The 13,704-nt window shown below is 42.8% G+C and carries 7 protein-coding genes and 1 pseudogene; 3 read left to right on the top strand and 5 right to left on the bottom strand.

Annotated elements, in window-relative coordinates:
* The 5 genes and pseudogenes from AAGC65_RS20370 to AAGC65_RS20350 form a co-directional block, all read right to left on the bottom strand.
* Nucleotides 1–1,114, bottom strand: a pseudogene (locus AAGC65_RS20370) (transketolase); the annotation flags it as partial.
* A 20-nt stretch (nt 1,115–1,134) separates the two neighbouring features.
* Nucleotides 1,135–1,893, bottom strand: coding sequence for an ROK family protein (locus AAGC65_RS20365; protein ID WP_343114300.1), 759 nt, complete (start codon nt 1,891–1,893; stop codon nt 1,135–1,137).
* A 285-nt stretch (nt 1,894–2,178) separates the two neighbouring features.
* On the bottom strand, nt 2,179–4,563 hold the full coding sequence (locus AAGC65_RS20360) for an alpha-L-rhamnosidase C-terminal domain-containing protein (RefSeq protein WP_343114299.1): 2,385 nt from the start codon (nt 4,561–4,563) through the stop codon (nt 2,179–2,181).
* A 128-nt stretch (nt 4,564–4,691) separates the two neighbouring features.
* Entirely contained in the window at nt 4,692–5,573 is an 882-nt protein-coding gene (locus AAGC65_RS20355) for an alpha/beta hydrolase (protein WP_343114298.1), read from the bottom strand.
* A gap of 78 nt (nt 5,574–5,651) precedes the next feature.
* A complete protein-coding gene (locus AAGC65_RS20350; protein WP_343114297.1) occupies nt 5,652–6,362 on the bottom strand; it encodes an SGNH/GDSL hydrolase family protein in 711 nt (236 codons plus the stop codon).
* A 307-nt stretch (nt 6,363–6,669) separates the two neighbouring features.
* Here AAGC65_RS20350 and AAGC65_RS20345 point away from each other — a divergent pair, with 307 nt between their 5' ends.
* From AAGC65_RS20345 to AAGC65_RS20335, 3 genes are all read left to right on the top strand, one after another.
* The gene (locus AAGC65_RS20345) at nt 6,670–9,450 is read left to right on the top strand and encodes a hypothetical protein (RefSeq protein WP_343114296.1); all 2,781 of its coding nucleotides are present in this window, start codon (nt 6,670–6,672) and stop codon (nt 9,448–9,450) included.
* 104 nt (nt 9,451–9,554) lie between these two features.
* Nucleotides 9,555–11,957 carry a DUF2339 domain-containing protein gene (locus AAGC65_RS20340; protein WP_343114295.1) on the top strand — a complete coding sequence of 801 codons (2,403 nt, stop codon included), beginning with the start codon at nt 9,555–9,557 and terminating at the stop codon, nt 11,955–11,957.
* Nucleotides 11,929–13,170 (top strand): DUF3999 family protein, encoded by a 1,242-nt coding sequence (locus AAGC65_RS20335; RefSeq protein ID WP_343114294.1) that lies wholly within the window; start codon nt 11,929–11,931, stop codon nt 13,168–13,170. Before AAGC65_RS20340 ends, AAGC65_RS20335 begins: the two co-directional genes overlap by 29 nt.
* Nucleotides 13,171–13,704: the final 534 nt, after the last annotated feature.

The following is a 13,704-nucleotide window of genomic DNA, read 5'->3' as shown; positions in this document are numbered from 1 at the left end:
GCGCGATAGCGTTCAACACTTTGCCAGATGCAGCACGGGTAGCGATTTTTGGATCGGATGCTTTGAAAACCGGCAGTTTATCTTTCCAGCCTGCAGGTAGTTCGCCTTTTTCAGCAGCTTCGTACTCGGCAGCTAATTCAGGGAACTTAGCTTTGTAGTCGGCAAATAATTTGTTCCATTTTTCTTCTGCCGATGCACCGCGCGCGCCTTTTTTGTGGTAGTAATCCAATACCTCATCTGGCACGTTGAATGATTTTTCAGGATCGAAACCGAAAAACTCTTTTACCAGTTTGATCTCGTCAGCACCCAGCGGCGAACCGTGTGACCCTGCAGTACCCGATTTGTTAGGGCTACCATAAGCGATCAATGAACGAACGCGGATAAATGATGGTTTCTGTGTTTCAGATTTAGCGTTGATCAATGCCAACTCTAAAGCGTGGATATCGTTAACATCGGTCAGGTCCTGTACATGCCAGCCATAAGCGCGGAAACGGGCGCTTACATCTTCGTTAAAGGCAATATCGGTGCTGCCTTCAATAGAGATGTGGTTATCATCATATAAATAGATCAGGTTACCCAACTGTAAATGCCCTGCAAGTGACGCTGCTTCTGATGTAACACCTTCCATCATGTCGCCATCGCTCACTATTGCATATATATTGTAGCTGAACAGATCAAAACCTGGTTTATTGTAGCGTGCCGCTAAGTGTTTTTGCGCTATGGCGAAACCTACACCGTTGGCAAAGCCCTGGCCCAACGGACCGGTTGTAACGTCAACACCTGGAGCCAAACCGTATTCCGGGTGACCGGCGGTTTTGCTGTGTAATTGACGGAATTGTTTAATATCATCTAAACTTAAATCATAACCCGTTAAATACAAAAAGCTGTATTGTAGTATACAAGCATGGCCAGCCGAAAGGATAAACCTGTCGCGGTTTGCCCAATCAGGGTTTTTAGGGTTGTAGTTTAAAAACTTTGACCACAAAACGTGGCCCATAGGTGCCAGCGCCATCGCGGTGCCTGGGTGACCTGAGTTTGCCTTTTGAACAGCATCTGCTGATAATACCCTTACGGTATCAATTGCTAATTTTTCAATGTCTTTAGTATTTTCCATTGTTGTGGGTATTGTATGATTTATTTAGTAGGTGTTGATATTGCTCTTTTAGTTGTGCTTTCTTCGTCGGTGACCCATAGTCTGGATCCTCCCTTGATGCCATCGGCGTTAGTAACAATTTTCATGTTTTTATCAAGCTTAAAGGTTAGCTTGTCTGAATTACCGCCGCCAATATATAAAGTATCGTAGTTAAATACAGTTTTTAAAACCTTAAAAACTTTTTGCATACGCTTGTTCCACTTTTCGCGACCCTCTTTTTCCAGCGCTTTTTCGCCAATGTACTTATCGTAAGTTATAGACCCATTTTTTATCGGGTGGTGCGCCAGTTCCAGGTGGGGCAATAAATGACCATCCATCAGTAGGGCGGTGCCAAAACCGGTACCCAGGGTAACTACCATTTCCAGGCCTTTACCGCTTACTACACCAAGGCCCTGCATATCGGCATCGTTAACTACTTGTGTAGGTTTGCCCAATGCTTCGCCCAGCTTTTTGCTGAAATCAACCCCGGCCCAAAGCTTGGTATCCAGGTTTGGCGCGGTTTTGATTACTCCGTTTTTCACATAACCCGGAAACCCTACCGATACCTTATCATAAGCAGGAAAATCCTTAACCAGGCTTTTGATGGCCTTAATAACGTTTTCGGGACTGGCCGGGGCTGGTGTTACCACCTTATCGTAATCCATTTTAAGCTCGCCCTTTCTGTTGAGGATGGTGGCTTTAATATGCGAACCACCGATATCGATGGAAAGAATTTTTACCTGTGATGGAGTGTTCTTCATTTAATATTGATTTAGCCCGGACTTTAGGTTTAACATGAACAAAAAAACTTCCGGCTCGTAAATATCATATTTTTAATGATATCTGCCTGTTAAATTGTGTAATTAAACCAGTGTAGATTATACAATAAGCGGCAGACATTATAAAGGTAAAGTTAGCGTTGCTTTTTTCTTTTCAAACAGAAATCTGAAGTATTTTTACTAAAAAATGGCAAAAATGATGTTAAATGTGATTTTTGTTAATAAACTGTTAACCTGATTTGCATTTTGCACACCTTTTGTGAACTTTTAAATGCTAAATCTGTTTTCGCCTGCCTTGATCGGATAATTTTTACCTTTCCACACCAAAATTCCGGATGTATTTTGCGGCAGCATTATTTCAATAGCCCATTTATCTTTTTCAAATTCATATTTAACTGACAGCTTGCCGTTTGGATGCGGCACTTCTCCGCTCAGAGTTTTCATATCACCTAAATGAGGCTCAATTTTAACCTGGTTAAAACCGGGTGCATAGCTATCCACACCTAAAATGGTGCGGTAAAACTCAATGTTAGGGCTCGCGCCCCAGGCATGACAGTCGGACCGGTTATGCTCCAGATCAGAAATCTCTGCCCAGGTGGTCAGCCCCATTGCTATGTTCTTCCGCCATATATCCAGCCATTGGGTGTATTTATCGCCAAAGCCTCCTTTTATTAGGGCCTGGTGCAGGTAATATTTAAAGTAGATGGTGCATTGCGTGAGTGAGGTATCTGTCAGTAGTTTTTGGCAAATGCCGGTTGCCTCAGTACCGGTAACCATATCGGTTAGCACTGCCAACGTATTGGTATGCTGCGAAAACAGCGTTTTATCTTCCGTATCAGCGTATAACTGTTTGCCTTCATCCCAGTACCTTTTTTGAATGGTAGCTTTTAACTGATCAGCTTTTTCATGATACAGTTGAGCAAAGGCGGGCATCCCCATACGGCTCTCCATTTCGGCAGCCTGGTTGTAAGCCCACATCAGCTGCAGATCTAACACAGCCGAATTACCCTTTGCACTTATGGGAGCCTGGCCGTAATTCCAGCCTTGATCATTTACCCAGTCAACAAAAGTCCAGTACGGGGTATCTTTCAGGGAGCCATCGGCCTGCTGGTATTTGGCGAAGTAAGCCAATACAGTCCTTACTCCGGCCAGTTTATCCTGCACAAAGGCGCTATCGGGGCGATACATCCAGTAATCGTGCAGCATACCAATGTACCATAACGAAAAGGTAGAGATGATCTGCGGTGAAAATGATGGGTGACGGCTCAGTGTTAACCCTTCGGCAATTCGCGAATGATCCATCTGGTTCAGAGCGTTGCGCGCCAGACGATCATCGCCGCTGTTATAATAAGATACCAGAGCCTGTATGCGCGAATCGCCCACGTACTGCAGTTGTTCATAGTATGGACAATCGGTATAGGTTTCTCCGGCACAAAGGCGGGCGGTGCGCCAGCCAATATCCAGTATCTTTTGCATTTCTGGGCTACCGGTTTCCAACCGGGCATTCAGCTGAAAGGGGTAACCTGTGAAAGTGCCGTACAGGTCGTCAATAACCAAAGGCTCGGCACCGGTTTTAACCTTTAGCTGAATGTACCGGAACGTGCGCCAGGCCAAGGTGGTAAACGTTTGCCCGGCAGAACCATCGGCAATAATACTGTCTCGGCGGCCAACAAACACCTTTCCATCTACTTCGTTGCGGTTACCTTTTACCGTACCCTCCTTACCTTTTAAGCTGCTGAACAAGGCTTCGGCATAACTTAATTTGATGGAGGCGTTTTTGCCTTTGCTAAAATTTAAGGTTACAAAAGCGTTGGTTAAAAAAGTTTGATCGAGCAGTAGCGTAGCCGAAGTATTGGCCTGGATAGTGAATGCCGCTTTTGCAGCAGGGAACAATTTGGGTACGCTAATTCCGTCCGCCTTACGTAACACCGCTATTCGTTGGTATTTCAATTCCATTTGCGGTAATGACGGCGGCACCAGCATCCAGCCAAAAGCGTCTGCCGCACCCTTAGGCTTACCCGCATCAATTTTGATGGCGTTTTTCCAGGCACTATCATTAAAGTTTATTCCAGTCCAGTTTTTAATGGTTTGGCGCATCTCTATGTGCTCGCCGGGGCCGGCTATGTAATAACTGCTGTAACCTATACCGGTAATGGGTTGATAAGCCTTATCGCGGATACATTTCCAGCTTTTATTGGTATTGACGATAGCTTCGGCATCGGTATTACCCTGCATAATAAAGCCCGTGCGCAGGGATATCTGTGCTTCGGGGCGGTAATCCCCCTCGTTCCAGACCAGGGCGGCCATGCTGTTATCGCCAGCCTTAAGGTATGGTGCCAGATCGACGGTTTCAAAGTTCCAATAATAAGTATCGCCACGCGCAGGGCCAAGTGACACCAACGTTCCGTTAACATATAATTTATAGCGGTTATCGGCCGATACGTGTATAATGAACGATGCCGGTTTTGCCGTAAGTTTGATAGTCTTCCGGAAATGATAAACGCCGTATCCGCTGGCAGACTCATCGGGCACGGTGATCCAGTTGGCCTTCCAGGTTTTTTTTAATAGTGACGGAGATATGGTTTGGGCATGGGCCAGCTTTACCACCAATAGCCCGGCAATGAATAAGGCACACTTCAAAAACAGCTTCATAAGGTATTGTATCAGGGTTTTGCAGCAAAGGGATTTGCTGTTAGCTTATAATTGAAGCTAAGTTATTTAATTGATTCAGAAAATCATTAACCCTAATAAAAATACTCTATTTGTCTGAAGCTATTGTTTTAGGTATTCAGTTTTTGAATGGCCTGTACTAACGAACTATTAAATTCGGCAGGATGCTCAACCATCGGGAAATGACCTGAGCCGTGAATGTACCAGATTTGAAAAGGAATTCCCTTAGTTTTCATGCCCGATGTATTGGTTGGGGTAACATCGCTGTTGATCAGGCTCAGTTTCTTTTGAGTTTTCAGGAGCTCTGCAGCTTCATCAAAGTTATCCTGCTCCATGCATGCTGCCGCAATGGTTGAATCGGAATGGGCAACATCGTTCAGTATGCGGGCTTTGATAGCGGCGCTGGTTGTTTTTGAAAACAGATCGTGATTAAAATAATCAAAAGCGATCCTCTTGAAATCATCCTTTAAAGAGTCGATAGCTTTTTGGTAAGCTATGCTATCCTGCTTGCTCGGGGTACCGCCAACTCCAACGTTTTTAAAATTATCAACCCCAACCAACCCAATAACCTCGTTGGGCGCGTTATTGGCGGCCTGCACAATAATATCTCCCGCCATAGAGTGACCAATTAAAATCACGTTTTTGAGCCCAAGCTTTTTGATAATAGTCGTAACATCCTGACCAAAGGCAGCCGTGTTCCACCGGTTCCTGTTTTTTCCCGATTCACCAAATCCGGGTAGGTCTATGGTAACTACCCTGTATTTGTTTTTAAAAAAGTTTACCTGGCTAAGCCAGTAAGTTTTATTGATGCACCAACCATGTACAAAAAGCAGCGTGGTATCACCAGTGTGGGTATCGGTATAGGCAATTTTTACGCCTTCATCTTTAATTACCGGTTCGGTAATATTTGTATTATCTGATTTAGATTGTTTACAGGCACAACAGCAAAATATAAAAGCGGCGATAAGCAGTTTGTGAAAGGTTATTTTCATTTTAATATGCAGTTTAGCAATGCTAAATACTGCATATAAGCTTCATATAAATTTATTTAATCTTATTTAACAAAGCATCTATGGCTTTTTTAATATACCAACTTGCTGCCAGATTGCCTCACTTATAAGCCGCATGCCTTTATTGGAGGGATGGCTTTGTATACCGTTATCAGCCCATAATCCAAAAGAATAATCACTCCGGTCATTTCCTAAATAACTCAATGATAAAAATGGGGAGTATTTTTTCATGATATCATCAACCACATCTTTGCCGGGCCAAAATGAACCAAAGGCATATACCTGCATGGTAGGATTTACACTTTTAAAATAGGCTATTAAAGCTGCATACCTGGTCTCGAACAAGGTGGCATTAAATCCGTCCTGTACGTTTTCACCAATACGAATGATGAGCAGATCCGGCTTACTATCTCTGTAAGCTTTTAGATTTGCATCAAAATCATAATTCGCAAAATCAGTTTCAAAAGAGGCGATATTAAATGCCGTAACTTTACACTTACTGTTTTTCTTATCAAATTGTACTGTTAAGCGATGTACATAATCGCTGTCAGCAACAGTAGCTGCCATTCCCCAGTTATTATTCCAGCCTATTGATGGGTTAGCGGATGCCTGCGTAATACTATTACCTAAAATTAAAATATTGGAAAGCCCTGATTGTGTAGTTGCAGCGGTTACATTTTGTGCTTTATTACATGAATCTGTGACTAAAACAGTAAAAAATCCTAATGCAATCCAAATTGATTTTATAAACTTTAGCTTTTCAATCTTCATCGATCTTGTTATATGAATTATCTCATAAATCCTTTAAAGGAAGCAATGCCTGGAAACAGCAATATGAGTAACTATTGGCCATAAAAGTAATTCATCTGCTTATGTAAATAATGTAACAATATTATATAATATTAAATCATACAAAAGCGATGTAAATCACTTTCAGGATATGCAGCCTCGAATTAAGCTTTACTTATTTAACAAAACCAGACCCGCTGCAAACGCAATTGCATATTATCCATTAATCATATTATATTAGCTTTAATAAAGCTGCATTTTTACCAAATCTCCGGTATTACAACCTGTTATGACGAAAACCTTGCGAATTATCATTGCTATCTGGTTTATTATTGCCAGTAATACTATACTACATGCGCAAACCTCAAGCATTAAAGATATGGTTGCCGCGGTAACTGCCCGCGCCGATTCTGCCGCTATTGAAAAACTTTACCTGCATACCGATAAGCCTTTTTATACCATTGGTGATACCTTACGTTTTAAAGCCTATTTATTTAATGCCGCCTACCTCAGGGCATCAGCAAAAAGCAGTATTATTTATATAGAAATAGCGAACGACCAAAACCAGGTGATCATCAGGAAAATGGTTGCCACCGTTGTGGGACTGGGCTGGGGTAACCTCATACTCAACGAAAAGCTGTTCCCGGAAGGAAACTATACACTGCGAGCCTACACCAACTGGATGCGCAACTATGATGAACAATACCTGTTTCAAAAACAATTTTCGATTAGTCGCCCCACAGAAAATACGCTGTTCATCAAATCAAAAATCAACGTTAAAGATAATGCCGGCAAAAGGCAGGCCGAAGTAACCTTACGCCTTACCAAAACCGATCAGCTACCGGTTATTTTACAAGGTTTTCAGTTAAAGATAAGCGAGAGTAATAAAACAAGATATCAAAACAAAGTGCAGACATTGGTAGATGGATCTATCAGCTTCAACTATGATATCCCCGATAAAACCGACGTGAATAACTTGTTAATTACCCTGCAACCGCTTAGCAAAACCAACAATACCGAACTGTATCAAATCCCCTTTACAACCAACCAGGCCAACAATACCGATCTTCAGTTTTTGCCCGAGGGTGGCTCGCTTGTAGCAGGCCTACCAGCCCATGTGGCTTTTAAGACTCTCAGCAGGGATGGCCGGGGAATCAACATTTCCGGTACTGTATATAACAGCCATCAGCAGGAAATAGCTAATTTTCAAGCTACCCACTCCGGGATGGGCACCTTTAATTTTATCCCCCAGCCCGGTGAAATTTATACAGCCAAAATAAAATTGGCGGATGGTGTTTATTCCAAACTCTATGCCCTACCCGCGGTTAAGCCTTCGGGGTTTGTTTTAGCTGTTAATAACTCGTTTGATGCTGATTCGGTTATAGTAACTATCACCCCTACTCCAGATCTGAAACAGAGCGGTTCCGTTTATTATTTAATAGCCCAATCGCGCGGGATTGGTTGTTATGGCGAGGCTATTAAGGTCACCGCTTTCCCAAGGAAAATACGGTTGAGCAAAAAACTTTTCCCAATGGGTATAGCCCGTTTTACTTTATTAAATCAAGAACATCAGCCGCTGAATGAGCGCATTATTTTTATTCAACGTGAAAATGACCTTAATGTAAACCTCATCCTCAATAAAAAAACTTACAGCCTAAGGGATAGCGCTTCCGTAGCCATCCAGGTAACCGACCGCGATAGCAGCCAACCAGCCGCGATGAGTTTTTCCGTAGCCATAACAGATGATAACCAGGTAAAAACAGATAGCTTAACCAACAGCAGTCTCCTCTCGACCATACTGCTCACTTCAGATATCAAAGGATATGTGGAAGACCCGGGCTATTATTTTCCGCAAACTTTTACCCCGGCCATATGGCAAAATCTGGACAATTTACTGTTGGCACAAGGCTGGGTAAATTATAACTGGGCTGTAAGTTTTGAACCGTTTACACCCGGCCCTTACCTGGCCGAGCTGGAATTTGCGATCAAAGGACAGGTTACCAATATGTTTAATAAACCGGTAGAAAAATCGCGCGTGGTACTGCTATCCAAAAAACCAACGCTGGTGATGGATACAGTTACCAATAAGCTGGGCATATTTACCTTTAATCATATTTATCCCACAGATACTCCGGCCTATGTAATTCAAGCCCGCAACAAAAGGGGAAAGAGTTTTAATGTAGGCATTGAGGTTGCCGAATTTAAGCCGCCCTTTATTCATCCCTTAAATATTAAAACTATTCCCTGGTATGTAAATACCGATAGCAGCCTGGTTAAAACCACAAAAAACATACTGACCTATACTAACGAGCACGAGAAGCTGGCAGGAAAAAACATGCTTAAAGAAGTTAAAATAAAAGGCAAAAGGGTAATTAACGGTTCCAGGAATTTAAATCGCGACGGTGGCTCGGACCTGTCTATTGATCAGGAAGAAATGGAGAAGGCCGGTAAGATAACTTTAGGCGACTTGCTGGCCAAACGGATACAGGGCTTTCATTTAGGATCGGGCAAGTTCCCTTATCTTTATTTTATTCATGATCAGTTTTTGCATTTTGTTATTGATGGGGTTAATATTGACTTTGCCTACCCCGGTTTTGGTACCGACCCAACTGACTATCTGCGTTATGTAAAAGATTACCTGGACGGCTACACTGCCGAAGATATTAAGGGTATTGAGTTGATGAAATCATCTAAATATGTATCAGCCTATTTTTCGCATTTTTTAAACCCTCTTGATAACATAACTTTCGACCATGCCTTTATCGAGATTACTACTTACAGCGGCTCGGGCCCTTTTTTAAAGAAAACACCGGGTGTTTATATTTATAAGCCGATAGCCTTTGCAGCGCAAAAAGAATTTTACTCACCCAAATACACTATCAAAACAGATCGTTCCCTTTTGGATACACAGTCGACAATTTACTGGTCGCCTAATATTATTACCGATAAAGGCCGGGCACAGTTTTCATTTTACACAGCGGATAAGCCCAGCAATTATACCCTACTGATGGATGGTACCGATATGAATGGAAACGTGATCGGCATCCGTCAAAAAATTGAGGTGAAATAACAGTTCGCCGGAGTGTTGTTTGACAATCAACAGCGCACTGCAAAAAACCCAATAGTGTATTATTTCATAAATCGGTTATATTAGCTTTCGCTAAACCTGTAATTATGGAAATTTTAACCATACTGATACTCCTGCTCATTGTTTATTTGATAGTAAGTCATAAGAACGATACTAACCGTAAACTGAGCGATCTGAATAATAAGATCCTGCAATTAAAACAACTGGCCGAGCAATCATCATCAAAACCGGCATCGGCAGAACCTACTATTAAACCAGCTGATGAGCCTAAACCTATTATTGTCGAAACTCCACCTGTTGTCGTTCCGGAACCACCTAAACCAGTTGAGGCTCCCGAACCTCAGCCCCAGCCCGAATTTATTAAACCAGAAAATATTGAACGCCAGCCCGAGGTTATTACTGATAGCCTTTCAGCCATCCGCAGGCCTGTTAAAACAACAGCTGATTTTATACCACCAAAACCTAAGGAGCCGCGCCCATCCTTTTTTGAGCGCCACCCCGATCTGGAAAAATTCATTGGCGAAAACCTCATCAATAAAATCGGTATCGCCATATTGGTGCTGGCCATTGGCTTTTTTGTAAAATACGCTATTGATAATAATTGGGTTGGCCCGGTTGGCCGTGTGGGTATAGGCGTAGTTTGCGGAGCCATTTTAATTGGTATAGCCCATTACCTGCGCAATAGTTATAAGGCATTCAGCTCGGTAATGGCTGGCGGTGGTTTAGCTGTGTTTTATTTTACCATTACGCTGGCTTTTCACCAGTTTCAACTATTTAGTCAAATCACCGCTTTTATTATTCTTATCGGTATCACTGTCTTCGCGGTGGTGCTTTCGCTATTATATGATAAGCAGGAATTGGCGGTTATTGCCCTGGTAGGTGGCTTTGCCAGTCCGTTCATGGTTAGCAGTGGCAATGCCAATTACAGCGGGCTGTTCATATACCTCCTTATCCTGAATATTGGGCTGCTCATCATTGCTTATTTTAAGGCCTGGAGGGTGCTCAACATCATTAGCTTTGGCTTTACGGTTATTGTTTTTGCCTCGGTGCTGTATACCCTTACCCCGGCAACTTATCATATCGGCTTTGTATATGCCAGTATTTTTTATGTGCTGTACTTTATTATTAACGTGGCCCATAATGTTAGGGAAAACAAAAAATTCATCGCTTCGGACTTTACCATCCTGCTCAGCAATACGGCGCTTTATTTCGCGGCGGGTTTATACCTGCTTACCGTGATGAAGCAGGAACAGTTCAGAGGATTATTCTGTATAAGCCTGGGTGTGGTAAACCTGGTATTATCCTACATCCTGTTCCGCAACCGTAAGGTTGATAGCAATATCCTTTACCTGCTTATAGGTATTACACTCACCTTTATTTCATTGGCGGCACCTATACAGTTGCATGGCCATAGCATTACTATTTTCTGGGCATCGGAAGCGGTATTGCTGTACTGGCTGTACCAGCGATCATCCATCCAACTCATGAAAATCACTTCCCTGTTGTTATGGATGGCCATGATAACAAGCCTGCTGATGGATTGGTACCAGATCTATTCATTTCATAGCGTAGCACTCCCGGTTATTGCCAACAAGGGTTTCATCACTACGTTGGTAGCGGCTGTAAGTTCCTACATGCTTTCGGTACTTGTTGGGCGTGATGAGTCGCCGCGGCTGGGAGCCAAAGCACTTAGCAGGCACATTTTTGGCATTGCAGCACTTGCCCTGCTTTTTTTAAGCGGCTTACTTGAGATCAATTATCAGTTCCTGAACCGTTTCCCGGATACATCATTAAACGTGCTTTACATGATGGTGTATATGCCGGTGTTCATTTACGGATATTACCTGGTATCGTTAAAAGCAGTAGCCCTGCAATTTAACGAAAAACTAAGGCTGGGCATACTACTGGTTAGCATTACCGTTTACCTTGCTTTAACTCCGGAGTTTTTTGATCTGCAGCGCCTCATGCTGGAGCAACATAAATTATCAACCGGCTATTTTGCCACGCATTGGATAGGTGCCATTTTTATTGGTTTGTTATTTTACCGCATCATTCGCCTCTGCCAGAATAATCTGGATACCGGTATGAAGGCCATGTTCACCTGGCTCATTAGCTTTGCTGTGGTTTTATTTTTAAGTCTGGAGGTAAGCCTGCTCAGCAACCTGCTATTCTACAGTAAAACCTATCCTGTTAGCCGCGTTGAAACCGTTTATATTAAAACCGGCCTACCTATACTGTGGGGGCTGTTATCCTTCGCGCTCATGTGGCTGGGTATGCGGTATAAGTTAAAGGTGATGCGTATTGTATCGTTAACTTTGTTTTCCATAACGCTATTAAAATTATTTTTGTTCGATATCAATAACATACCCGTGGCGGGCAAAATAGCCGCCTTCTTTTGCCTTGGTGTGTTACTGCTCATTATATCGTTCATGTACCAAAAGGTTAAAAAAATTATTGTTGATGATGAAGCTAAAGCAAAGAGTGAATAAGTTAACCGGCCTAACCGCGCTGTTTTGCGGGTTAATGCTATCGGCATCAGCTCAACAAAATTTTAAATACCAGGCTGCATTGCCCAAGGTTGATAGTACAGGATTTTACCGAATTAGCCTGCAGCCTGCGCTGGTGGCCAAAACCAAAGCCGATTTGGCCGATATCCGCATTATTGACGCTAAAGGCAATTTTGTACCTTATATAACCGCAGGCAGCCTGCCCCAGAAAGACCAGAAAAGCTTTGCGATTTTTAACTCGGTTGATGCCCGACTGGTTACAGATACCGGCACTACTTTTACTGTTGAAAATAAAACAGGCTATACTGTCGACCGCCTTTGGATCAGGCTGCAAAATACCGCTGTACAGCGCAAGGTAAACTTAGCCGGGAGCGACGATCTGAAACAGTGGTTTGCCATACAGGAAGATATCCCCCTGCAAGAAGCTGTGCAAAACAGCAAGGGCACTTATCTCCAATCGCTATCCTTCCCGGCCAGCAATTACCGTTACCTGAAACTGCTGGTTAACGATAAAAACAAAACACCTATCAAATTTTTGCAGGCTGGTATCTACACCGAATATGCCGCTATGCAAAATTATGTGGCGATTGGGCCCATTGAACAGAGTCGTACCGACAGTAATAAAACCTCCTACATTACCCTGAAACTTAATGATACTTATCAGGTAAACAAGCTGCATATTAACATCACCGCGCCAAAGTACTTTAAACGGGAGGTATCGGTTTACCAGATAGTAGGTAAGGAAAAGCAATTACTTGCCGATGCCGAATTAAATTCGGCCAAAGCTACCGACCTGCTTATTGCCGCTAAGTCCAATCAATTATTGTTGCTGATAAACAACGGCGATAATTTGCCTTTGAACATTAAAAGTGTAGAGGCCTACCAAAGCGACGAATCGGTGATCAGCTACCTGGATGCCAAACAAAGCTACCGCCTGCTGACCGGCGATCAAACCGCGCAAGCTCCGGAATATGATCTAAAATTTTTTGCAGATAGTATTCACACCAACCTGAGCCAGATAAGTCACGGCGCGATTGAAAAAAACACGGGCTACCAAACCGGATCCAAAAAAGTTGGCCGCGATTACACCATGTTTATTTGGATAGCCATCATCATTGCAGCTGCGCTGCTTCTTTTCCTCACACTCAAAATGACCAAGGAGGTGAATAAAAAAGCAGACAAGGATAACATTTAAAAAACTGATTACTATTTTCTATTGAACTAAGAAACGCACCATAAAGCTTCACCCTCTCTTCAGCTTCGCTGAAAAGAGGGTGAAGCTTATTAATCTTTGCCTTTATCCTTCATCCATTTTCAGATTCCCTCTTTCCGCCGAAGGCGAAGAGAGGGTGGTCGAGCGTAGCGCAGGCCGGGTGAGTCTTTTGTGTGCCATGCAAATCAAAGATTAAGCCTTTTCATGGGGTATTACTCTCCAAAGGAGAGGACTTTAAATTATAAGTATCCCCTCTTGAGTGAGATTTAGAGAAGGCTTATTGCCATGCCCGCTCGCAATGCCAAACAGTTACTAAATTTCCCGCAGATTTATCTTTCAATTGCTTTTATTTAATACTAAATTCGTCAATCGGGATTAACCATTTCCGGATACCTTTTTAAACCATTTACCATGAAAACCGGCGGCCATACCGCTTATTAACACTTATTATTTGTATGAACAGAACCAAAGTGGCCATACTTGGAGCGGGTTTTATTACTGATATTCACCTGGAAT

This window comes from Mucilaginibacter sp., from assembly GCF_039207105.1.
Classification (GTDB): domain Bacteria; phylum Bacteroidota; class Bacteroidia; order Sphingobacteriales; family Sphingobacteriaceae; genus Mucilaginibacter.
This window is presented reverse-complemented; position numbering and strand designations above follow the sequence as displayed.

Excerpts from the sequence above, each read along its gene's own strand:
- AAGC65_RS20350 (WP_343114297.1), bottom strand. The coding sequence starts at position 6,362 with ATGAAGATTGAAAAGCTAAAGTTTATAAAATCAATTTGGATTGCATTA.
- AAGC65_RS20365 (WP_343114300.1), bottom strand. The coding sequence starts at position 1,893 with ATGAAGAACACTCCATCACAGGTAAAAATTCTTTCCATCGATATCGGT.
- AAGC65_RS20355 (WP_343114298.1), bottom strand. The coding sequence starts at position 5,573 with ATGAAAATAACCTTTCACAAACTGCTTATCGCCGCTTTTATATTTTGC.
- AAGC65_RS20335 (WP_343114294.1), top strand. The coding sequence starts at position 11,929 with ATGATGAAGCTAAAGCAAAGAGTGAATAAGTTAACCGGCCTAACCGCG.
- AAGC65_RS20340 (WP_343114295.1), top strand. The coding sequence starts at position 9,555 with ATGGAAATTTTAACCATACTGATACTCCTGCTCATTGTTTATTTGATA.
- AAGC65_RS20345 (WP_343114296.1), top strand. The coding sequence starts at position 6,670 with ATGACGAAAACCTTGCGAATTATCATTGCTATCTGGTTTATTATTGCC.
- AAGC65_RS20360 (WP_343114299.1), bottom strand. The coding sequence starts at position 4,563 with ATGAAGCTGTTTTTGAAGTGTGCCTTATTCATTGCCGGGCTATTGGTG.